Annotated in this window: 23 protein-coding genes; 15 read left to right on the top strand and 8 right to left on the bottom strand. The window is 40.9% G+C overall.

Annotated features, from left to right (window positions below):
• The first annotated feature begins 73 nt into the window (after nt 1-73).
• The 9 genes from EKM82_RS06910 to EKM82_RS06870 all read left to right on the top strand — a co-directional run bounded on the left by EKM82_RS06910 (nt 74) and on the right by EKM82_RS06870 (nt 8,436).
• The gene (locus EKM82_RS06910; protein ID WP_125767560.1) at nt 74-1,069 is read left to right on the top strand and encodes a Gfo/Idh/MocA family protein; all 996 of its coding nucleotides are present in this window, start codon (nt 74-76) and stop codon (nt 1,067-1,069) included.
• On the top strand, nt 1,069-2,358 hold the full coding sequence (locus EKM82_RS06905) for a DEAD/DEAH box helicase (protein WP_125767559.1): 1,290 nt from the start codon (nt 1,069-1,071) through the stop codon (nt 2,356-2,358). Before EKM82_RS06910 ends, EKM82_RS06905 begins: the two co-directional genes overlap by 1 nt.
• 338 nt (nt 2,359-2,696) lie before the next feature.
• Nucleotides 2,697-2,993: a PTS lactose/cellobiose transporter subunit IIA gene (locus tag EKM82_RS06900; RefSeq protein WP_125649511.1), complete on the top strand. Its 297-nt coding sequence runs from the start codon at nt 2,697-2,699 to the stop codon at nt 2,991-2,993.
• An 87-nt stretch (nt 2,994-3,080) separates the two neighbouring features.
• On the top strand, nt 3,081-4,454 hold the full coding sequence (locus tag EKM82_RS06895) for a PTS sugar transporter subunit IIC (RefSeq protein ID WP_125767558.1): 1,374 nt from the start codon (nt 3,081-3,083) through the stop codon (nt 4,452-4,454).
• 328 nt (nt 4,455-4,782) lie between these two features.
• Complete coding sequence (locus EKM82_RS06890) at nt 4,783-5,007, top strand: hypothetical protein (RefSeq protein WP_125767557.1); 225 nt, start codon at nt 4,783-4,785, stop codon at nt 5,005-5,007.
• Nucleotides 5,007-5,270, top strand: coding sequence for a hypothetical protein (locus EKM82_RS06885; RefSeq protein ID WP_125767556.1), 264 nt, complete (start codon nt 5,007-5,009; stop codon nt 5,268-5,270). Before EKM82_RS06890 ends, EKM82_RS06885 begins: the two co-directional genes overlap by 1 nt.
• Nucleotides 5,267-5,680: a DUF3284 domain-containing protein gene (locus EKM82_RS06880; protein WP_125767555.1), complete on the top strand. Its 414-nt coding sequence runs from the start codon at nt 5,267-5,269 to the stop codon at nt 5,678-5,680. The genes EKM82_RS06885 and EKM82_RS06880 overlap by 4 nt, the downstream gene beginning before the upstream one ends.
• A gap of 117 nt (nt 5,681-5,797) precedes the next feature.
• Nucleotides 5,798-7,243, top strand: coding sequence for a glycoside hydrolase family 1 protein (locus tag EKM82_RS06875; RefSeq protein ID WP_125767554.1), 1,446 nt, complete (start codon nt 5,798-5,800; stop codon nt 7,241-7,243).
• Complete coding sequence (locus EKM82_RS06870) at nt 7,243-8,436, top strand: GNAT family N-acetyltransferase (protein ID WP_125767553.1); 1,194 nt, start codon at nt 7,243-7,245, stop codon at nt 8,434-8,436. The genes EKM82_RS06875 and EKM82_RS06870 overlap by 1 nt, the downstream gene beginning before the upstream one ends.
• Nucleotides 8,437-8,549: 113 nt before the next feature.
• Here the strand turns inward: EKM82_RS06870 and EKM82_RS06865 are convergent, their stop codons facing one another.
• Nucleotides 8,550-9,449 (bottom strand): sensor histidine kinase, encoded by a 900-nt coding sequence (locus EKM82_RS06865; RefSeq protein WP_125767552.1) that lies wholly within the window; start codon nt 9,447-9,449, stop codon nt 8,550-8,552.
• Nucleotides 9,450-9,461: 12 nt separating this feature from the next.
• A complete protein-coding gene (locus EKM82_RS06860) occupies nt 9,462-10,130 on the bottom strand; it encodes a response regulator transcription factor (protein ID WP_125767579.1) in 669 nt (222 codons plus the stop codon).
• A gap of 133 nt (nt 10,131-10,263) precedes the next feature.
• Between EKM82_RS06860 and EKM82_RS06855 the strand changes: the two genes are divergently transcribed.
• From EKM82_RS06855 to EKM82_RS06845, 3 genes are all read left to right on the top strand, one after another.
• Nucleotides 10,264-11,181 carry an ABC transporter ATP-binding protein gene (locus EKM82_RS06855; RefSeq protein WP_125767551.1) on the top strand — a complete coding sequence of 306 codons (918 nt, stop codon included), beginning with the start codon at nt 10,264-10,266 and terminating at the stop codon, nt 11,179-11,181.
• Nucleotides 11,178-11,948 (top strand): ABC transporter permease, encoded by a 771-nt coding sequence (locus EKM82_RS11760; RefSeq protein WP_191988110.1) that lies wholly within the window; start codon nt 11,178-11,180, stop codon nt 11,946-11,948. Before EKM82_RS06855 ends, EKM82_RS11760 begins: the two co-directional genes overlap by 4 nt.
• Nucleotides 11,949-12,457: 509 nt before the next feature.
• Nucleotides 12,458-12,823, top strand: coding sequence for an ACT domain-containing protein (locus EKM82_RS06845; protein WP_125767550.1), 366 nt, complete (start codon nt 12,458-12,460; stop codon nt 12,821-12,823).
• A 100-nt stretch (nt 12,824-12,923) separates the two neighbouring features.
• Here EKM82_RS06845 and EKM82_RS06840 read toward each other — a convergent pair whose 3' ends face one another.
• The 4 genes from EKM82_RS06840 to EKM82_RS06825 are packed head-to-tail and all read right to left on the bottom strand — an operon-like array spanning nt 12,924 to nt 17,025.
• Nucleotides 12,924-14,231: an ABC transporter substrate-binding protein gene (locus EKM82_RS06840; protein ID WP_125767549.1), complete on the bottom strand. Its 1,308-nt coding sequence runs from the start codon at nt 14,229-14,231 to the stop codon at nt 12,924-12,926.
• A gap of 9 nt (nt 14,232-14,240) precedes the next feature.
• Nucleotides 14,241-15,062, bottom strand: a complete 822-nt coding sequence (locus EKM82_RS06835) for a carbohydrate ABC transporter permease (RefSeq protein WP_125767548.1) — start codon at nt 15,060-15,062, stop codon at nt 14,241-14,243.
• An 18-nt stretch (nt 15,063-15,080) separates the two neighbouring features.
• Nucleotides 15,081-15,974 (bottom strand): carbohydrate ABC transporter permease, encoded by an 894-nt coding sequence (locus EKM82_RS06830; RefSeq protein ID WP_125767547.1) that lies wholly within the window; start codon nt 15,972-15,974, stop codon nt 15,081-15,083.
• Nucleotides 15,964-17,025: an ABC transporter ATP-binding protein gene (locus EKM82_RS06825; protein ID WP_125767546.1), complete on the bottom strand. Its 1,062-nt coding sequence runs from the start codon at nt 17,023-17,025 to the stop codon at nt 15,964-15,966. Before EKM82_RS06825 ends, EKM82_RS06830 begins: the two co-directional genes overlap by 11 nt.
• Before the next feature lie 269 nt (nt 17,026-17,294).
• Here EKM82_RS06825 and EKM82_RS06820 point away from each other — a divergent pair, with 269 nt between their 5' ends.
• Both EKM82_RS06820 and EKM82_RS06815 read left to right on the top strand, forming a co-directional pair.
• Nucleotides 17,295-17,816 (top strand): hypothetical protein, encoded by a 522-nt coding sequence (locus EKM82_RS06820; RefSeq protein ID WP_125767545.1) that lies wholly within the window; start codon nt 17,295-17,297, stop codon nt 17,814-17,816.
• Nucleotides 17,817-18,028: 212 nt separating this feature from the next.
• Nucleotides 18,029-18,601, top strand: a complete 573-nt coding sequence (locus EKM82_RS06815) for a GNAT family N-acetyltransferase (protein ID WP_225419679.1) — start codon at nt 18,029-18,031, stop codon at nt 18,599-18,601.
• Nucleotides 18,602-18,716: 115 nt separating this feature from the next.
• Here EKM82_RS06815 and EKM82_RS06810 read toward each other — a convergent pair whose 3' ends face one another.
• Together EKM82_RS06810 and EKM82_RS06805 are read right to left on the bottom strand one after the other, a co-directional pair.
• The gene (locus EKM82_RS06810) at nt 18,717-19,241 is read right to left on the bottom strand and encodes an LURP-one-related/scramblase family protein (RefSeq protein ID WP_125767544.1); all 525 of its coding nucleotides are present in this window, start codon (nt 19,239-19,241) and stop codon (nt 18,717-18,719) included.
• A 15-nt stretch (nt 19,242-19,256) separates the two neighbouring features.
• On the bottom strand, nt 19,257-20,138 hold the full coding sequence (locus EKM82_RS06805) for a Cof-type HAD-IIB family hydrolase (protein ID WP_125767543.1): 882 nt from the start codon (nt 20,136-20,138) through the stop codon (nt 19,257-19,259).
• Nucleotides 20,139-20,213: 75 nt separating this feature from the next.
• On the opposite strand from EKM82_RS06805, the gene EKM82_RS06800 reads away from it, so the two are divergent.
• On the top strand, nt 20,214-20,903 hold the full coding sequence (locus EKM82_RS06800; RefSeq protein ID WP_125767542.1) for a uracil-DNA glycosylase: 690 nt from the start codon (nt 20,214-20,216) through the stop codon (nt 20,901-20,903).
• Nucleotides 20,904-21,107: the final 204 nt, after the last annotated feature.

Here is a 21,107-nt window from a genome sequence, read left to right as displayed (position 1 = left end):
TTTCGTTGTAATTTTGTTACAATAGAGTAACAGTGAACCCATGAGGTAAAGGGAAAGAAGAGGAACAATCAATATGACCAATGTTGGCACAATTGGAACCAGTGATATTACGAAAACATTCCTAAAAGCATGTATTGCCAGTCGTGCTTTTAAAATCAGTCATTTATACTCACGAACAGCGGCTAAAGCCCAAGCATTAATTGATGAATTTTTTATTCCAGAAGCAACTGCTGATGATGATTTAACGAAATTTCTAAGTGCACCTGATTTGGACGTGGTTTATGTGGCCTCACCAAATAGTATGCATTTTGCCCACGTTCAGGCAGCATTGGAACATGGTAAAAGCGTGATTGTTGAGAAGCCAGCCTTTGTCACACCAGCTGAATATCAGGCGATTGATGCGATTCTGCAACAGCATCCTGAATTACATGTGATCGAAGGCGCGCGTCACTTATATGATGCCAATTATTTGGCCGCTTCCGAAAAAATTCGCCAATTCAAAGAAATTACTGGGGCAACTTTGGCTTATATGAAGTACTCTAGCCGTTTTGATGCTTTTCAAGCGGGACAACAGCCTAATATTTTTTCACCAAAATTCGCTGGTGGCGCTTTGTATGACCTAGGTGTTTATTTGGTTTATGCTGCTGTTGATTGGTTTGGCATGCCATTATCGTGTGATTATCATGCGACTAAAGCTGACAACGGCATTGACTTGCATGGCCTAGCCCGACTGCACTATGAGCAATTTGACGTAGCACTGATTTTTGGGAAAGATCAGCAATCGTTTTTACCTAGTGAAGTTTATTCTCATCGCCAGACTTTATGGTTGGATAATCTAGGGACGCCGGCGCGAGTGCGATTATATGATAGTCCGGCCGTTTATACGGATTTGTCACAACATGCTGCTGAGAATCCCTTGTACGATGAAGTCAGTGCCATCAGTCAAATGTTTACGAATCGTGAAGAGGATAAGTTTGCCCATTATTGGCAATTATCTGGTCAAGTTAACCAAGTCTTAGATCAATTACGTCATTCTGCCGGAATTGTTTTTGAAAGTGAGCAAAATTAATGACAACACCAACGTATCAACAACCAATTAATCCCTTCCTGAAAGTGTGGCGCCAAGCTGGTTTTAAAACGCCGACGCCAATTCAACAGGGCGTTTATTGGCCGATTAAGCAAGGCGAGCCAGTGTTAGGTTTGGCCGCAACTGGTAAGGGGAAAACTTTGGCTTTTGGCTTACCATTGCTGGAAACACTCCAACCTGGCGAGCAAACACAACTGATCATTCTAGAGCCCAGTGCTGAGCTAGTGATTCAAGTGCGGGATGTCTTACAACCATACGCCCAACAAGTTCAATTATCCGTGCAAGGAATTGTTGGTAAGGCTAATTTACAACGGCAACTAACTAGTTTGAAGAAACATCCTGAGGTGATTGTGGCCACAGTTGGTCGCTTGGCCGAATTATTAGATCGCAAGGCGATTAAAGCTGATCGGATCACTAGTCTAGTTATTGACGAAGCTGATTTGCAACTTGATGAGGAGCATCGCGAGGCGACCCGCCAATTAATGGGTGCTTTGCCTGCGGAAACGCAAATGGTGTTGATGTCAGCCACCAGTCAACCGATTTTTACCGAATTGGAGAAATGGTTCGGCTATGAATTCGAACGGATCGATACCCGCGAACAAGATGCTCAGCAGCAACACATTGATCATGACTTCTTAGAAGTAGGCAATCATTATAAGGCGGAATTTTTGAAGCAACTCGCGCGGGGACCTTTGGCTCATACCGCTGCTTTGGTTTTTGTTAAAAACCGTGGTAGTGCCAAAACTTTGGCCAAAACCTTGAGTTTCTACAAGCTATCTGTCGGTCTGCTGCTGGGGGATGAAACGAGTCAACAGCGGCAACGGGTGATGCAACAATTTCGTCGGGATGAGTTAACCTACTTAGTCACGACTGAGTTGGCAGCACGTGGTTTGGACTTTGCGGAATTAAAGATGGTCGTTAATTATGATTTGCCAGGTTCGTTGACGAATTATATCCATCGAGCTGGTCGAACCGGCCGCATGGAGCGACCCGGCGTTGTTTTAAACTTAGGTAATGATCATGATCGGCGTAATTTACAACATTTATTGGCCGGAAATTATCAATTAGCCCAAGTCTATTTAGTTGATAAACAATTGCAGACGACTAAACCAGCGGCGAAGCCCGAAAAGACACCAGAAAATAGGTCTATACCAAAATCGCCTGTAAAAAATAAATTACCTGATTCTGATGGCTTGCGTAAAAAAACACACAAGAAAAACCGCTTACGAAACAAAAAAAACATTGGCAAACCGCATAAAAAACTTATTTAAAGACAGTGGTCTAGCCATTAAAAGCATTGATATAGCGGCGTTAACCAATTTTTAATCGATTGGTTGGCGCCGCTTTCATTATTGATATATCGCAATGAAAGGGTTGACAATTCCACGGGGTTATTATTATAATAAAAACATGGTCTGGACCAATCATCAGGATTTAATAAAAACAGACTTGTTGTGAAGATTTGATTGTGCTAAACTTGGTCTTAGCGATGAAAATGTTTTCATTGCTAACTGCTTTTTACAGGTTTTTGCAATTATTTTTAGTTTGTTAACTTTGTTAACGAAAGGAGGCCATACAATTGGACGACGATCAAAATTTACAGTCAATCATGGGATTGATTGTCAATGGTGGTAATGCAAAGAGCAGTTCTATGGAAGCGATTCAAGCTGCTAAGACTGGTGACTTTGACGGTGCCGACGCAAAGTTGAAAGAGGCTGATGCTGCTTTATCTGAAGCACATAACTCTCAAACAAGCATGTTAACCAAAGAAGCAAGTGGTGATCATGTTAAAGTTACTTTGTTAATGGTTCATTCTCAAGATCACTTGATGAATGCAATTACTTTCCGTGATTTAGCGGGCGAAATTGTCGATTTATATCGAAAATTAGCTAAAGAAGGTAAGTAGTTTCAAAACGAGTTCTTTTTTACATGGGTTGGTTCAAAAGACTAATATTTTATTTATGGGTTAGCTATTATTTGGAGGTTATATTTTATGCAAGCAATTATGAATTGGCTTGAGAAATATGTTGTTCCAATTGCTATTAAAATTGGTTCAGTACGCTGGCTAGTTGCTTTACGTGATGGTTTTATTTCCACAATGCCATTAACGATGGCCGGCTCTCTTGCAACATTGTTGAACGCATTACTACAAACATACCCAACACAATGGGGCTGGACAGGCTTTGTTAACGCAATGGCTCCTGTCATCGCTATTGATGGTTTTGTTTGGAATGGTACTTTGGCAATCTTCGCCGTATTCTTTGCAGTTATGTGGGGCTACCACTTAGCTGAAAACTATAAGGCTGATGGCTTAGGTGGTGCGTTAGTTTCACTGTCAGCATTCTTTATGAGTGTTAACACAACGACTAGCTTGACTTTAACTAAGTCATTATCAAAGGGCGCTCAAAAGATCTTGACTGACGCTGGTGCTACAGCAGTTGCTGATAAATCAGTTACAGTCGGTGGCGTTTTCGCCATGGGTCAATTGAACTCAGCTAGTTTGTTCACTGCCATGATCTTCGGTGGGATTTCTGTTTCTATCTACATCTGGTTGTTACACAAAGATATTACAATCAAGATGCCAGATTCAGTTCCTCCTGCAGTTGCTAAGGCATTTACTAACTTGATTCCTTCAATTGCTTCATTGTACATTGTTGGCATTATCAACTATATCTTTAACCAAGTTACTGGCCAAGTGTTCGGCGACTGGTTAAATGCCACAATTCAAGCACCATTGATGAAGGCTGGTCAAGGTGCCGGCATGGTTATCTTGGTTTCCTTGTTAGTACAAATCTTCTGGTTCTTCGGTATTCATGGACCTAACGTTTTAGGACCTGTTTTGGAATCTATTTGGACTCCTGCACAAAACATGAACATCGAAGCTATGAAGAACCATACTGCACTTCCTTACAAGTGGGTTCGTGGTTCATTTGATGCTTATATCTGGTTTGGTGGTTCAGGTGGTACAATCGTATTACTTGCTGCTATCTTAATCTTCTCTAAGCGTGCTGATGAAAAGGCTGTTGCTAAATTAGCATTTGCACCTGGTTTGTTCAATATCAACGAACCTGTAATGTTTGGTTTACCAATCGTCTTGAATGCAATCTACTTCATTCCATTCGTTGTTGCACCACTTGTTAATACAATTATTGCTTACTTCGTTACACAAGCTGGTTGGGTTTCACCAGTACAAGTTGCAGTTCCTTGGATTACTCCTCCAGTTCTGTTAGCTTGGATGGCTACAAACTTTGACTTCCGTGCGGCATTGTTAGCATTGGTTAACATGGTTATTGCCTTCTTCATCTGGTTACCATTTGTCTTGGCTTCAAGCCGGATGGGCGCCGAAGCTGAAGAACCAGCTAAATAATCAAGGTGTCATAAATTTATAATTCAGAACTAGTGCTGACTCGTTCAGTGCTAGTTTTTTTATTCAAGTGCAATTATTGAATCGATCTAAAAGAAATTTTCATAAATTGCATGAAATTAAACAGAATAATGAGATCAATAAGTTGGGTCAAAAAAAAAACGTCAAGAAACTTAGTAAGCGGTTTAAAATGATAAAATTACTTCATGATTTTACTGTTAAAAAAAGGTAACTTTTTCAAGTAAATTGCTGGCTAAGGTTGCATTTCACCGACTTAATGTCTTATCCTATATATGGTAAGTAAATTAATTTAACTAAAGGAGCGATCAGGATGATCTTTTTAAACGCACCGATTCAACAACAACAAATTATCGATTTATTGAACAACTACAATGAAAATGGTGTCACTTTTGAATTGGAAAGTCATAAAGGTATGAAATTAGTTTTCAAGACTAATATGGAAGACCTTGATGCAGCTGCTAAATTAGCAAAAGCAACAATCAAAGCACAACCATGGGGTAGCGTTCTTTACTTCCAGGCCGGAGTTGAAAAATAATGCGTCGGCGTGGTCTCTTGATCATGTCACTTGGCTTTATTGTTATTATGTCTAGTCCTGCTAGCGCAGGGGCAACAAATATTCGGACTGGGTTACTTGTTTTAGGTCTAACCATTGTTATTGTTGGCTTTATCTTTTATCGCAAAGATAAAAAAGCCTACGAGCAAACTGAAGCTACACAAAAAGCAAAAGAAGCTAATAAGGTAGCACCATCAACCCGTGATAATGATGATCAGAACCAAGAAAAGGTGATCAAGAAATGAAAATTGAACAGACTTTGAATATTCCACCGACGTATTTTTATCGTAAAGTAATTGATTCAGTTATTTATGATATTCGTTCGCAAACCAAACAAGATATTAACGAGGATCAATTAGAAGGGTTCTCGTACACCAAGCAATTCACGAAAACAACGGCAGCTCGGTTGACCATTACTAAGTTGATTCCTAATGAGTCGTACCACTATGAGACTGCTTCTTCGAAAAGTACTTTCAAAGTCAGTTATGACATGAAAGCCACTGCTGATAACAAAACCGACGTTGTCTATGAAGAGAAAGTTATCTCTAACGGTTGGATGCAGCAAATGAATGACTTGCTTGTGGGTTGGATCATGGGACGTTTACGGCGGCGTAATTTCAAAAAAATGTTAACGCAAATTGAAGAGTCTTATTAATTTGTCATTTGGCCACTAACTTCGGAGATTTTTTCAGACCTAATTTATTTTAGGTAATTGAATGAAGAACTGGTAGTTAGTGGCTTTTATTTTAAAATAACTAACTGGAGGTACAACATGACAGCACAAATGAAACCATTCCCTAAGAATTTCCTTTGGGGATCAGCCTCAGCTGCTTATCAAATTGAAGGTGCTTATCGTGAAGGCGGTAAGGGCTTGTCAGTTTGGGACCAATTTGTCCGCATTCCTGGCAAAACTTTCAAAGGCACTAATGGTGATGTGGCCGTTGACCATTATCATCGCTATCGTGAAGACGTTGAATTGATGGCCAAAGCTGGCTTGAAGGCTTATCGCTTCTCCATTGCCTGGACACGAATTTTCCCTAATGGTAATGGCGAAGTTAATCCAGAAGGTCTGAAATTCTATGATGATTTAATCAATGATTTGATTGCTCATCAGATTGAACCAGTTGTGACAATTTATCACTGGGATTTGCCACAAGCTTTACAAGATGAATATCAAGGCTGGGAATCACGGCGGATTATTGACGACTTTGTTAACTATGCGAAGACGTTGTTTGATCATTATGGTGACCGAGTTCAATATTGGGTTACTTTAAATGAACAAAACGTCTTCATGCAACATGGCTATTCGATGGCCAGTCATCCGCCAGCAGTCACTGATCCAAAACGGATGTATGCTGCTAACCACATTGCTAACTTAGCTAATGCCAGCGCCATCAAATACTTCCACGAGCATGGCTATCAAGGCCAAATTGGACCAAGTTTCGCTTACAGCCCAATTTATGCTGTTGATGCAGATCCTGAGAATCAATTGGCAGCTGATAATGCTGAACAATTGAATTCATACTACTGGATGGATATGTATGTTTATGGTCACTACCCAACGATTATTCGTAATTGGCAGGAAAAACAAGGGATTGCCCCAGAAATTACGGCTGAAGACAAAGCCTTATTAGAAAATCCCTTGTCTCATCCTGATTTCATGGGCTTGAACTATTACCAAACTGGGACCGTTGCTAAGAACGATACAGGCGTTGGCGCTGCTGCTGAAAACACGACTGGCAAGAAGGGCACCATTAAGGAATCCGGCGTCCCTGGTATGTTCAAGAACGTTAAGAACGAATATTTGAAGAAGACTGACTGGGATTGGAACATTGACCCAACTGGTTTACAAATTGCTTTACGGCGGATCAACAGTCGTTACAATTTACCAGTTTTGATTACTGAGAATGGTCTTGGTGCCTTCGATACCTTAGAAAAAGATCATGAAATTCATGATGATTACCGGATTCATTTCTTACGCGAACACGTTAAGGCAATTCATGCCGCAATTGATGATGGCTTACAAGTGATCGGTTATACGACTTGGAGCTTCACTGACTTATTAAGCTGGCTCAATGGCTATCAGAAACGTTACGGCTTCGTGTATGTGGATCGTGATGAGCAAAGTGCGAAAGACTTGGCTCGTTACCCTAAGGATAGTTTCTACTGGTATAAACAAGTCATTGCCAGCAATGGTGACGATTTAGGAGAGAAATAATGACCCAAGTGGTTGAAATTTCCGTTCAAGATCAACAATTATGGCAGGAATATTTAGCTCTTTGTTTTTATGCTTTTGATCGGCTCAGCAATGCTGGTCGAGCGGAGAAACTCACTGAACTTGGTCGCCACAGTCATACGTATGTCATGCTTGATGATCAAGGTGAAGTGAAAAGTGGCTTAATGGTCACTAATTTGCCCGTTAATTGGCATGGTCAACAGTTCCTCATGGGGGCTGTGGGTTACGTGGCGACGTATCCAGAATTTGGTGGTCAAGGCGCCATTAGCCAATTAATGAGTGCTGCTTATGCGCAAATGGCGGCCGATGGTGTTTACTTGTCGTATTTGGCACCATTTTCCTTTACGTTTTATCGGCGCTTTGGTTATGAACAAGTCTTTGATCAGGTGGTCTACGAACTAGCTAGTCGTGATTTTCCACGCTTGCCTAAGGTAGCCACTGGTCGCGTTGAACGCGGTGATTTCTTAACTGATCTCGATTTAATGGCGACACTTTATGCGAAGAGCGATCAAAGCCAACAAGGCGGCGTAGTTCGCGAAAATTGGTGGCAACAATACCGCTTTAGCAAACATCCTCGTTTTGAGGTGGCGTTCTCCTATGATGATGCTGATCAAGCTGATGGTTATTTGCTTTATGAGCGGACACCCGGTGAAACTTTTGCGATTGTGGAATTAATGGCCACTACCGCCGATAGTCAAATGCGCTTATTACAATTTGCTGGCAAGCATGTTAGTAGCTATCAGAAATTGCTGTATGTAAGTGGTAACCAAACCGTGCAAAATGATTTGTTGCCCGAGGCTTATCAACTGTCGACTAAAGTACAGCCTTATATGATGGCCAGTGTCGTTGATTGGGCCAGCTTAATTGCCAAGTGGCATTTTACAGCTGATTTAGCGGAACCAATTGTTTTGGCGATTGAGGACGACTTCTATCCGGCGAATGCTGGTTTATGGCAATTGACCATTGAGCATGGTCGGGGGCAGTTAACAGCCACTGAGGCCACAACGATTGATTTGAGAATTGATACGCGGCAATTAACGAAAGTTGTGCTAGGTTATCGCTCCTTAACGACCTTGCACCAGCGTGGAGAAATTCAAGCTGAGGCTTCAGTTTTACAAGTACTGCAAAGTTGCTTAAATTACGCAGAAAAGCCAATGTTGTGGGATTATTTCTAAATCAGTTGCTATTTCTGGTTGTGGTGCATCATCGACCAGGGCTTTCGGAAAAGAAATTCAAATTAAAAAGCGTGTTGATATTTTACTATCAACACGCTTTTTTGAATGGTTAATTATTGAGGATCAAGTCGATGAAATTGCAGTTGAACTTGAAATTGTTGCGGATCAGTCGTCAGTAACATTTTACCGCCAAGGGTGGTAGTCAATGACTGAACGATATTCAAACCGAGGCCAGTACTTTGATAGGTGTGGGCGGTGTCACTGGTGTAAAAACGTTCGGTTAACAGTTCAGGACGTTCAATAATTGTGTCAGTTTGATTGCTGAAACTAAGTTCGATGTGTTGTTGATCAACGGTTGCTAATTTAACCGTGGCGGTTTTTGTTGCATATTTAAGCCAGTTACTGACTAAGTTTTGAATAATTCGCTTGAGCAGGGTCACATCAATTGTCCAATCAATATTCGGCGCAATTTGGAGGTCAACGGTAATTTGTTTCGCTGTTAGTTCATCGTAAAAGTTGAGCAGTTCACTTGTCAATAATTGTGACAGGTGACAAGTTTGGAGTTGAAGCTGGGCTGCTTGTGCCTGGATTAGATTAAAATCGGTTAAATGCTGAATGTAGTAATTGACCGCTTTCAGATTAGTCGTGATCCGATTAATCGTTGGCTGATTGCTGCTAGTCGTCTGTCGGGCCAGTAGTTGACCGTAACCCATGGCTACTGCTAAGGGCGTTTTAAGATCATGAATCAGGTTCATGAGTAGCTGGTGCATTTTTTTCTCTTGGTGATTGATGGTGCGCTGGGTCGTCTGCAGCTTGGTTAAATTGGTGTTGATCACTTCAATCAGTCGTCGGATGAATGGTAAGTTAGTACTGGTCGTCACGAAAGCGTTGGTTTGATGCTGATTGATGTAGTTCAGGTCGCTAATGATTCGCTTTAAGTCGAAGACGATCATTAGCAAACCACCTAATAAAATTAAATTGATCAGGCCGAGAATAATTAAGATTATGATCATATTGCTGAGCTCCTAAACTAAGCGAACGCCAATGCCCCAAATGGAGATAATATACTGAGGTTGTTGGGCAAGTTCATTGATTTTGACGCGGAGATTGCTGAGATGCACATTCAAGGTATTCTCAGCGTCCCGATAAGGTTCACCCCAAACTGTTTCGTATAATTGCGCTTTGGCGAAGACCTGATGGGGATGACGTAATAATAAGACCAACATGGCAAATTCTTTTTTCGGTAAGGTGAGTGGTTGGTTGTTGACGAAAATTTCGTGGGTGATCAAGTCTAAAGTGATTTCAGCAAAAGTTAATTTATTGCTAGGTAACTGTGAAGGCTGTGCTCGTAACTGGACTTCGATTCGGGCAACTAATTCATCAAGATCAAACGGTTTGGTGAGGTAATCATTAGCGCCGGCTTGAAGTAGAGCGACTGTTTTTTGCTTATCTTGAATGGCAGTCAGGACGATAATTGGCACCGTTGATGAACGTCGAATAGTTTTTAAGACACTTTCACCCGTTAAATTCGGTAACATTAAGTCGAGAATAATTAAATCTGGTTGTTCCTGGGTCGCTAATTTTAAGCCGGTAATGCCGTCGAAGGCCGAAGCAATTTGATAAGTTGGTGTTAACACTTCAGTTAATAGTGCTTGAATATCCCGATTGTCTTCTACAATTAAAATTTTCATGATTGCCTCCATTGCTAATGCTATCTCAAGTATAGCTGATGGTTATCAGAACAACAATTTAGGTTTAATTAAGGAAGTTTTATGGCCAAATTTAAGGATGCTAGCTTAAACTAAGTCGTGAAATGGAGGTAATGAGATGACAGTTCCTGTTTTACAAATAAACCAAGTCAGTAAACGTTTCGGTCATTATCAAGCGTTAAGCGATATTAACCTAACGATTAATCAAGGTGATATTTTCGGTTTGATCGGCGAGAACGGTGCTGGCAAAACGACTTTAATGCGTTTGATCACGCAACTGTCGCCGTTACAACAGGGCCAAATCACGCTACTGGGCGCCACAGGCCAACATTACCAACAAGCACTGAGCCATGTTGGAGCCATTATTGAAAGCCCCGCATTTTTTAAAAAATTAACCGTCGCTGAGAATTTAAAATTATGTGCGATCCAACATGGTTTACCAGCCTCACCATTGGTCAAGCAAACGCTGGCCTTCGTTGGCTTAACAGCCAAGGCCAACACTAAAGCTGGCCATTTATCCTTAGGGCAAAAACAACGGCTAGGATTGGGACTGGCCATTTTACCACAACCAGATTTTTTGATCTTAGATGAGCCAATTAATGGTTTAGATCCAGAGGGAATTATTGAGTTTCGGCAATTATTAAAACAACTTAATCAAGAACGACAAACCACAATCCTGATTTCAAGTCATATTCTCACTGAGTTATATCAAGTTTCAACTCGGTTTGGTTTTATTCACCAAGGCCGATTAATTCAACAATTATCCAAGGCTGAATTGGATGAGGCTAATCAAGCCGGAGTTCTGATTACGACAAGTATGGTAGCCCAGGCGGCGCAAATTCTCGATCAGGCTCATTACAAGTCACTGCAAGTACTTGATGATCAACATTTGTTAGTCCAGCAAGTCGATGTTAATCCGGCGCAAATTAATCAGTTATTGGTCAGTGCCGGTGTGGCGGTGACGGCAATTAATCAACGCGCTGGTTCGTTAGAAGAGTACTACACCTCATTATTGAAGAAAGAAGGCCGCCAATGATGATCAATCAAATTCGCGCCGACTTTTATCGGCAACGCCATACTTGGGGCTGCTATTTAACAGTATTACTGACGATTATTTTTAGTGCGGTGATTACGGCCCGAGAATCGGTGGGTGGCATCATGATTAATGGCACTGATTTACTGCAACGTTTAGAAAGTAGTCGCTGGACAGTTCTCAGCGGTTTACAATCGGCGACCTTGTCTTCCAGCGTCTTGTTGTATGGCTATTTAGGCATTTTTGTGATTGTGGTTGGTTACGAGTTTTCGCAAAGCACTTACAAAAATACTTTAATCTCACGAATCTCTCGTTTGCAGTTTATTATTGCTAAATTTCTGACGTTATTTTTAGATTTATTGAGGTTGGTCTTGCTCTATTATTTAACGGCTTTTCTGACTGGTAAAATTGCTGGTCGTGCGTGGGGTGAAAGCTTACCAACCTTGTTGGGACATTTAGGCATGATGATTCTGACGGTGGCCTTCTTCATGAACGTTATTTTCGGTATTGGTTTGTTGCTGCTGATTCTGACACACTCGACGGTGATTGCTGCAGTCGTCATTGCGGTGTGGCCATTACTGATCTCCCTGCTGGGGATGGCCACAAAATGGTCTTGGCTGAAATATTTTGATTTTATGGGCACGGCTCAACAAATCACCACCCAAACTTTAGTAACCATCAAGTTTGGCCCGATCATTGGCACCAGTGTTGGCTTAATCATCGTGATTATTGTCGGCTCAACAATCGCCATTCGCCATCAAGAATTGTGATTGGCTCTTATTAGCGGTCAGTCTTTAAATTTGGCGGTGAGCGCTAATGATGATTGTTAGCCGAAGTTTTTGGGCTTACGCTGTTAACGACAATTGAAAATTTGACGGCATCAAAATAGCCTGATGGACAATCTTATTAAAAGTTTAGATGTAGGTTGTTTGAATTACTTTTAACTGTTAAACCCGGCTAATTTCTGAGAAAATAGAGTTATTTTGCAATCTGAAAAGCTCGTGCCAATGACAATTTTGTTTGCAATGTCGACAGATCGCGTTAGACAATCAGCAAGCCAGGGATGCAATCATAATCGATTTAACTTGATTTCTTGGATCTAATGATTTGTTTCTCAATAAGCTCAGATCAATATCAGTAATAGTTTAGATTATATCTGATAAATGCAAACCTAATATTTTCCCAAATTAGAGTAAAACATGCCAAATCAACTAGCTTTTTTGCAGAATGACTGCTAGTTTAAGAGTAAACCAATAACCATAGAAAGTGGGGAAAGTTCATGATTTTAGAAAATTTACAAGTGCCATTATCAGTGATTCAAGTTGCTGATCTGGCGACGATTGATTTTAGTATCAAGCCATTATTTATTGGTCAGACGGTTGATGAGAATTCAGTGGTGTTACCCACAGCAGCTGTGCCTGCGACCACAATTAATCGGGAAGATGGCTGGGTCGGTCTTAAAATTACTGGGGTGTTAGATTTTAGTTTAGTCGGGATTTTAGCCAAAATTGCCTCAATTTTAGCGGCAGAACAGATCAGTATTTTTGCGATTTCGACTTATAATACCGATTATATTTTGTTGAAGGCGGCTAAATATCAGGCTGCGAAAGATATTCTGGTGCAAAATGGTTACCAAGTCCAATAAAATTTTTAAATAATTAAAGTGAAAAGATAGATTTTGCGTAATTAAAAAAGGCTGGGGATAAAATCCTCAGCCCTTTTTAGGCATCTCATAAAATTATGTGTTATTCTTTGTTATCTTTAATGATTTTTTCAGTTTGTGTCTGGAGCGTATCAAGAGACTTTTTAACTGGTTCATTCTTAGTTAACATAGCATCAACTGAGTCCAACAACTTCGTCCGATATTCAGAGAAGCCTTTGAATGCATTGGATTGGAAACCATCAGGTAATGAATCAACAGCAGCTTGGTTATAAGGCTTGTCAGCAAGATATTTCTTGAAGTCGGCCGTCTTAGTTGCTGATTCACGTAATGGGACGTAGCCGGTTAAGGTTGCCCATTTAGCAGTTTCGTTCTTTGACATTAAGTATTTCATGAATGCCCAAGCACCTTTTTTCTGATCATCGCTACCACTCTTGAACATCACAATGTCGTTACCGGCAATTTCAGTAGCCTTCTTGCCATTCCAGCTTGGTAATGGCATTGTGCCCCATTTCATAGTCTTAGGAGCTTGTGCGACCATTTGAGTGACACCTGCAGAAGAGCCAGCGTAGAAGGCTGACTTACCTTGAGTGAATGCTTGCGTGTAGTAGAAATCTTCACCGGCCGTTTTAGCAGTGCCATCTTTAACCATATCCATGATTAAGTTAGCTGCCTTTAATGAATCAGCCGAATTAAGATTAGCTTTGAGATTCTTGCTGATCAATGGATTGCCAGCTTGACGAGCCAAGCCTTCGAATTCCATATCCCATGATTTATCAAAGCCCATTGCCGCGATGTTGTCTTTCTTCAAGACTTCGCCATCTTTGACAATGTCATCCCAGGTCTTAGGTTTTTCAAGATTGTATTTGTCTAAAATATCTTGGTTGTAGTAAAGTACACGAACAGATTTACTGAACGGTACTGAGTAATATTTCCCTTGATATTTTGAGCTACTTAGGAAAGAAGGATAAATATCTTTTAAGTCGGAATCAGATAAGGCATTGCTGCCCTTGATCATGTAATTATCTAAAGGTTCCAACAAATGGTTCTCAGTGTAATCGGGAACGGTCGTATATGTGGTCTGAGAGATCGTTGGTAAGCTGTTTGATTTGGCAGCGGCCATGATCTTTTGTTGAAGCTGAGTGTAGTTACCTTGTGATGTGCCCACAACTTTGTACTTGGATTGTGACTTATTGAAATCAGAAATGATTTCATTGACGGCCTTTTGATAAGGACCTGTCATCCCATGCCAAAAAGTGATTTTAACAGGGGCAGCTGATTTAGAACTTGAGCTGTCTTTAGCAGCTGATTTGCCACATCCTGCTAACGTGAAAACTAAACCCAAAGAAGCGACTGCAAATAATAATGCGCGTTGCCAACTTTTTTTCTTCATTACTTAAACCTATCCTTTCAATCCTGTTTTTGAGATGCCTGCAATAATATACTTCTGTAAGAAGAGGTATAGGATTACCATTGGTAAAATGACGAACGTCGATGCGGCCATTAATTGCGCGTAGTTGGTACCTGCATCCCCAGTAAACGCCTGTAACCCAACAGGCAAGGTCCGCAAGTTTTCGGAATTCGTGACGATCAACGGCCACATGAATGAATTCCAAGAACCAATGACTTGCAAAACAGTAACCGCGGTAATAGTCGATTTAGAGATGGGAACTAGCACATGCCACAAGTAATGCCAGTCGCTAGCTCCATCAATTTTGGCTGCATAATAGAGTTGGTCAGGAACGGATTGGAAATTCTGTCGTAAGGTAAAGACAGTGAAGAAACTTGCCAACCACGGCACGATTAAGGCCGCGTAAGTGTTGACTAAATGTAATTTCGATAAAGTGACGAAGTTCGGAATGATCAACATTTCTACTGGCACCATCATCGTGCCCAAGAAAATAACGAAGATGATATTTTTACCGTAGAAATTCAATCGTGAAAAAGCAAAGGCCGCTAAAATACTAGTAAACAATTGACCGACCGTAGTAACGGTGGTCACGAAAACACTGTTTAAGAAATATTGGGCAAACGGTGCTGCTTTAAAGGCATCAATATAGTTGCTGAATTGAAGTTGCTTAGGTATCCAAATTGGTGGAATTTTAACAGTTTCTGGTTGTGTTTTCAGTGAGGTTGATAACATCCACAGGAATGGCATTAACATGATGATCCCGCCGAGAATCAAAATCACATAGCGCAGAACCATGGCAATTTTAACTTTCATAAGTCTTCGCTAACCCCCTTAATAGTGAACATGTTTCTTGCTGTACGATAGTTGAATTACCGTCACTAACAAAATCATGAAGAACAAGACCACGCCACTAGCAGCAGCAATGCCGTATTTCCATTCAGTGTAGAATTTCTGGTAGAGATAATACACAATGGTCAGCGCTGATTTACTTGGACCTGGATTCCCATTAAAGAGGGCGAAGATTTGGTCGAAAGCTTTGAAACTGCCAATGACACCATTAATCGTCACTAAGAACGTAATTGGTGAGAGCAATGGTAAGGTAACATTCGTGAACTGATGCCAGGAGTTGGCGCCGTCAATTTTAGCAGCTTGGTAATAACGTTCATTAATATTATTTAAGCCAACTAAGAAGAGCACGATATTAAAGCCAAGGTTCTTCCAAATACTCATGATAATTAACGACAGCATAGCGTACTTGGGGCTTTCCAACCAAGAAATCGGATTGACCCCGAATAGACTAAGGAAGTAGTTCAGCAAACCATAATCGCTGTTGTAAATCCAATGCCAAACTTGGGCAATGGCAACTGTACTGGTCACGAATGGTAAGAAGTAAACAGTTCGGAATAAGCCAGATAACCACTTAATGCGATTAAGCAGTAGGGCAATCACCAGTGAGATAATTACGGTTAATGGCACTACACCGACTACGAAAATCAAAGTGTTTTTAACAGCAATGTGGAAATCGGGATCGTTGAAAATATAGGTGAAGTTATCCCAACCGATTTTGGAAACTTTATCCGTGAAAAAATCATATTTGGTGTAAAAACTCATCATAAATGATTTGATAATTGGATAAATATTAAAAGTCACCGTAATCAGTAACATGGGTAACAAATAAAGAAATGCTTTACCAGTTGATTTTAGTGTTGGCTTCTCATTTAGCATCCTGATCACCGCCAAAGATTCGTTTGCCGTCTTGATCAAACAAGTAGAAACCTGACTTTTGTAGGTAGAGTGTTAATTTTTGATCTTTTTCGAGATTATTTTCAATTTCAGTCGTTAATAATTTCTTGCCATGGAAATCAAGCTGGGCATTCTTTTCACGACCGTATTTTTCAAATTCTTTCACGGTTGTTTCAATCGTGGCAATGGTGTCACTGCCAGAATCATGATCTTGCAAGGCTTCAGGACGAATGCCCACACTAACGGCATTTTTAAGAATGTCAGCAGGGACATGTTGATCAAGTTCGCCTTGGAAGTCAGAAATTTCCAGCGTATTGATTACTGGTTCGCCGATAAACTTAGCGACGAATAAGTTGCTTGGATTATCGTACAAGGTTTCAGCAGAACTGAATTGTTGCATGTCGCCATTGTTCAAAACCATGATGTGATCGGAAATATGAAGCGCTTCGTCTTGGTCATGAGTGACGAAAATGGTCGTAACGCCAGTTTCTTGTTGAATCCGGCGAATTTCCTCACGCATTTCAATTCTTAAACGAGCATCAAGATTAGACAGTGGTTCGTCAAGTAAAAGTAAACTAGGTTCCTTAGCCAAGGCCCGGGCGATGGCCACCCGTTGTTGCTGGCCACCAGAAAGGGCACCAGGTTTTTTATTGATTTGATCCTCAACATGAACTAATTTTGCTAATTCCAACGCCCGTTTTTTACGTTCAGGCTTTTTAACCTTGGCCATTTTCAATGGGAACATAATGTTCTCCAGAACGGTTAAGTGTGGATACAAGGCATAATTTTGGAACACCATGCCCACTTTACGTGCTAATGCATCTTGCTTAGTAACATCTTTGTCACCAAAGAAAATCTTTCCTGAGGTTGGCGCCAACAAACCTGAGATCATCATTAAGGTTGTTGATTTCCCGCAACCACTTGGTCCTAAAATCGAAACCAAGGTGCCCTCTGGAATCGTAAAGTTCAAATGATGGAGAATTTCACGGCTCCCATCATATGAAAGTGAGACATCTTTGAAGGTAACTTCCAACTGTTTCGCCCCTTTAAAAATTGTTTTTCGACCACAAGATAACAGTTAAGTCTAAAAATATCTTACAACATTTTGTGGTTAATGTCTTGGAATCTTTAAAATTTTTCCGCCTTTTTTTCGGCGTGAATTAAATAACATTAGGACAGATAATATTGATTTTTGAAGATTATGAAATGCACGTTTAAACAAATCGTTTAATTAGTCTAATTTGGTGGCGCTTTTAGTACTCAAAAAAATATCCATTAATTTTTCAGGATGAGGTGTTGGTAATGACTTCGATGACAAAAGTCGCAATTATGCTTGCTGTTAAGCAGGATTTATCAATTCAGCCCCGAACGCACTACACAATTAATGAATTGACGCGTTCTGTGCAAGTGTCGCGTTCCACATTATATTATCATTTTCGCGGTGGCTTACCCGAAACGTTTGCCTATACTTTTCAACAAGAGATCATTTCGCCAATTCAAACCCATCAACTAGATTGGCCAGCGACGACTGAATTTCTGTTGGCTTATATTGGTAATCATCAAGTATTGGTTAAAAACATGTATCAACTTAGTGATTCGACGCAAATCATTATTGCGATTCAACGCGCGCTCACTCAAACTTTAGCAGCTAATTATGATCAAATCACGGCGCTAAAAAATACGACGGTATTAACGCAACAATTACAAGTATTATCAGCCGCGTTATTATTTGAGCTACAGTTGTGGTTGCTGGATAATTTTACGGAGGACTGGCATCAAATTCAGCGGCGTTTGGCACTTTTCGATTGTCGTTTAGACAGTTGAATCTTTTTGTCAAAAAGTTGCACATTAGCCGGAAAGTAACGGTTGTGTTGTGACCGCTGACTCGTTATGATGAAGGCATCACCAGGTAAGGAATAATTGAATTCCGAGATCAAATAGAACTGCTTGTTGGATTAAAATAAAGTAGTCGAGCGATTTTTGGTAGTATCTGTTAGAATAAGGACGAACAATTAACTTATTCTGAGGTGAGAAATTTGATCCGACCAGCAAAATTAGCTGATGCACAACAAGCAATGCCAATTCTCATGCAAATTATTCATGATATGGAAATTCCCGTTGTTAAATCCGTTGGCGAGGATAAAATTCAAGATTTATTAATCGATGCCTTTGCGGCGCCTGATTATCGTTATGGTTATCCACAAATGTTAGTTTATGTTGATGACCAGAGTGACCAAGTTTTAGGAATCTGTGTTGGTTATCCAGCGGCAAAAGAAGCAACCATCGATGATGGGTTACAACCATATTTGGCCAAACATGATTTGCCTGCAGACTTTGCAATGTTTACTGATGTAGAAGCACAGCCAGGTGAATGGTATTTGGATTCGCTGGCAGTTGCTCCGGCGGCACAAGGTCACGGCATTGGTGGGAAATTATTGGACTTTCTAAATGATTGGCTGAAACAAAAGGGCGAGACTCTCATTAGCTTAAACGTGGATTTGGGCAATCCTAAAGCTAAACGCGTTTATACGCATCATGGCTTTGTTAAAGATGGGGAAATTATGATTGGTTCCCATCGCTATGAACATTTGGTTCGACCAATTAAATAATGGCATTTTCTGGACACGCAGTTAAATGTGTTTGGTGATGCTTGACTGGTGATTGGTGACAAAATACCGACTAATTCATTTTGATGAATTAGTCGGTATTTTTTTAGTCGTGAACTTAATTAATGGCAATATCCTCAAAGGAGTTAAACAAGTGTTTGCTTTTACGTTGCGAGAGTAAAACCCATTGATTTAGCGTGGCAGCAACTAGGAAAGCTGGGATGCGATCTTGATCGTCTGCCAAAGTGAGTTGCAAGCCATCAAGTTTTTTACTAGTGACAATTGAGTGAGCATCAAAAACAGGATGAATCCCGTGGGTCACTTGATAAGTGTTCGTGGTGACAGAGCCTAACACGGTCCACTTTAAATTGCTAACATAGGCGAATTGATGCCAGAGGCCGGTCATCTTAGTCATTTGTCCCAGAGTGCGCCGGTCCGTCTGCAGTTCGTAGGTGGCCGCAAAATTACTTTTGCGATGGACGACGCGACCGCGATATTGACCATCGATCGTCAGTAGGCGAATCCCGTTTTGATTGAGGCCGAACCGTCCGGTTAGAATCATCAATGGTTGCATCTGGTGATCGAAAATAAACTGACTATCGCTGCCACCAATGTTTTGGTTAACTAAATAATAAATCGTCATAGGTGACACCTAGCGTCAATGCTGGCTTTTTTGCTGGCTCAGGGCCCACTCAACTGCCTGGCCAACACCATCGTTCAGATTAGTTGCGGTGGTAAAAGTTGCCAATTCCTTAATTGCCGGCAGGGCGTTACCCATGGCAACACCAACACCTGCCGCTTTGATCATTGATTCATCGTTTAAATTATCGCCCACAGCCATGACTTCATCTGCAGTTACACCCTTTTGTTTGGCGTAGTCGATCAAGGCGAGGCCCTTTTGCGCACGAATACTATTGATTTCAATGTTGTTCGGCGAAGAAGACGTGATGACAATTTCGGAACTGTTTTGATAGTCCGCTTTGAAATTAGTAAAAACATCGGGACCAGATTCCGAGAAAACCAGAATCTTCATAATTTGAAAACTATCGTCGTTGAGAATCGTGTCGTAATTGTCGACATAATTAATGTTCATGATTTCTAGCCGTGCTGCCGCTAGGGCAACGGCTATTTTGTACGTTGTATCTGGATTGAGGTTGACCAGTAAATCAGCGACATGTTGAATTCGCCGGACTTTACTTTCGGAAAAAATTCCTTTGTTCGTTACCAACTCGAAGTAAAATTGTTGCGCGCGTAACTTTTTGATCAATTCAGTAACAATTGTATTTTCGAGGGGTTCACTGACGACCAATTTGCCGTCGACGTCATAAACTTGAGCACCGTTTAATGTGATATACGCCATTTTGTCTAAACCGGCATTTTTAACGATTGGTTGGGCTTCGGTCAAACCACGACCTGTTGCCACCATGAATTCAATCCCAGCTTCTTGGGCCTTTTTGATTGCGGCCACAGTTTTAGGGGTAATTTCCATATGATCATTTAACAAAGTACCATCCATGTCAGATGCTATAATTGAAATCATAAAATCACCTTCTTAATTGTTTAACTTTAGTGTAGCATAGAGTTATTAAATTTAGTTAGAAATGGCGCGATTAAAATGAAACAAATCATCGATAATGATTGGCAAGAAATTCTCGATCCCGTTTTTGAATCTCCTGAATACGCCCGCTTACATCAGTATTTAAAAAATGAATATCGGACGCAAACCATTTATCCTGATATGTACCATATTTTTCAAGCATTCGAATGGACACCTTTCAATAAAGTGAAGGTCGTTATTTTAGGACAAGATCCTTACCATGAACCTGGTCAAGCGCATGGCTTAAGTTTCTCGGTGCGACCAGGAACGCAAATTCCACCGTCATTGCGTAACATTTATAAAGAATTGGCGACCGACGTTGGCGCAACGCCAGTCAATCATGGTTATTTGAAATCATGGGCTGATCAAGGGGTCTTATTATTAAACGCGGTTTTAACCGTTCGTGCTCATCAGGCCTATTCTCATCGAGGAAAGGGTTGGGAACGGCTCAGTGATCAGGCGATTGCTGCTTTATCAGAACGTGGTGGTGTGGTGTTCATTTTGTGGGGCAATGCAGCCAAGGCGAAACGCGAACTAATTGACGAAAGCAAAAATACGGTGATTACTTCGGTCCATCCCAGTCCCTTATCAGCTTCCCGTGGCTTTTTTGGCTCCAAGCCATTTTCTAAAACCAATGAAGCACTGGCCAAATATGGGGAGACACCGATTAACTGGCAGCTGCCCGAGAAACCGGATGGTGGAGAGTAGGGTGCTGAAACGTGTTCGGGGTGGCAAATGGCTAGGTATAATTTGAATATTCACACGATCTGGTTGCACCAGCTCATGCAAATATTTGAAATTGTACTACGCCAAAAACCCACCGTCCCTCACACTCTTAAAAATAAAGTTGCGATTCTTTCTAAACAAGGTAGAATGGAATTTGTATGTATAAAACGCTTTCTTAATGGAGGA

The sequence above is a fragment of the Lapidilactobacillus wuchangensis genome, assembly GCF_003946645.1.
Lineage (GTDB): Bacteria > Bacillota > Bacilli > Lactobacillales > Lactobacillaceae > Lapidilactobacillus > Lapidilactobacillus wuchangensis.
The sequence above is the reverse complement of the archived record's forward strand: the minus strand, read 5'-3'. Positions and strand labels throughout refer to the sequence as shown.

Coding starts and splice junctions, on each gene's coding strand:
- EKM82_RS11760 (WP_191988110.1), top strand. CDS start 11,178: ATGATGATCAATCAAATTCGCGCCGACTTTTATCGGCAACGCCATACT.
- EKM82_RS06880 (WP_125767555.1), top strand. CDS start 5,267: ATGAAAATTGAACAGACTTTGAATATTCCACCGACGTATTTTTATCGT.
- EKM82_RS06900 (WP_125649511.1), top strand. CDS start 2,697: ATGGGATTGATTGTCAATGGTGGTAATGCAAAGAGCAGTTCTATGGAA.
- EKM82_RS06890 (WP_125767557.1), top strand. CDS start 4,783: ATGATCTTTTTAAACGCACCGATTCAACAACAACAAATTATCGATTTA.
- EKM82_RS06805 (WP_125767543.1), bottom strand. CDS start 20,138: ATGATTTCAATTATAGCATCTGACATGGATGGTACTTTGTTAAATGAT.
- EKM82_RS06835 (WP_125767548.1), bottom strand. CDS start 15,062: ATGAAAGTTAAAATTGCCATGGTTCTGCGCTATGTGATTTTGATTCTC.
- EKM82_RS06855 (WP_125767551.1), top strand. CDS start 10,264: ATGACAGTTCCTGTTTTACAAATAAACCAAGTCAGTAAACGTTTCGGT.
- EKM82_RS06910 (WP_125767560.1), top strand. CDS start 74: ATGACCAATGTTGGCACAATTGGAACCAGTGATATTACGAAAACATTC.
- EKM82_RS06870 (WP_125767553.1), top strand. CDS start 7,243: ATGACCCAAGTGGTTGAAATTTCCGTTCAAGATCAACAATTATGGCAG.
- EKM82_RS06800 (WP_125767542.1), top strand. CDS start 20,214: ATGAAACAAATCATCGATAATGATTGGCAAGAAATTCTCGATCCCGTT.
- EKM82_RS06820 (WP_125767545.1), top strand. CDS start 17,295: ATGACTTCGATGACAAAAGTCGCAATTATGCTTGCTGTTAAGCAGGAT.
- EKM82_RS06875 (WP_125767554.1), top strand. CDS start 5,798: ATGACAGCACAAATGAAACCATTCCCTAAGAATTTCCTTTGGGGATCA.
- EKM82_RS06845 (WP_125767550.1), top strand. CDS start 12,458: ATGATTTTAGAAAATTTACAAGTGCCATTATCAGTGATTCAAGTTGCT.
- EKM82_RS06905 (WP_125767559.1), top strand. CDS start 1,069: ATGACAACACCAACGTATCAACAACCAATTAATCCCTTCCTGAAAGTG.
- EKM82_RS06830 (WP_125767547.1), bottom strand. CDS start 15,974: ATGCTAAATGAGAAGCCAACACTAAAATCAACTGGTAAAGCATTTCTT.
- EKM82_RS06885 (WP_125767556.1), top strand. CDS start 5,007: ATGCGTCGGCGTGGTCTCTTGATCATGTCACTTGGCTTTATTGTTATT.
- EKM82_RS06865 (WP_125767552.1), bottom strand. CDS start 9,449: ATGATCATAATCTTAATTATTCTCGGCCTGATCAATTTAATTTTATTA.
- EKM82_RS06840 (WP_125767549.1), bottom strand. CDS start 14,231: ATGAAGAAAAAAAGTTGGCAACGCGCATTATTATTTGCAGTCGCTTCT.
- EKM82_RS06810 (WP_125767544.1), bottom strand. CDS start 19,241: ATGACGATTTATTATTTAGTTAACCAAAACATTGGTGGCAGCGATAGT.
- EKM82_RS06895 (WP_125767558.1), top strand. CDS start 3,081: ATGCAAGCAATTATGAATTGGCTTGAGAAATATGTTGTTCCAATTGCT.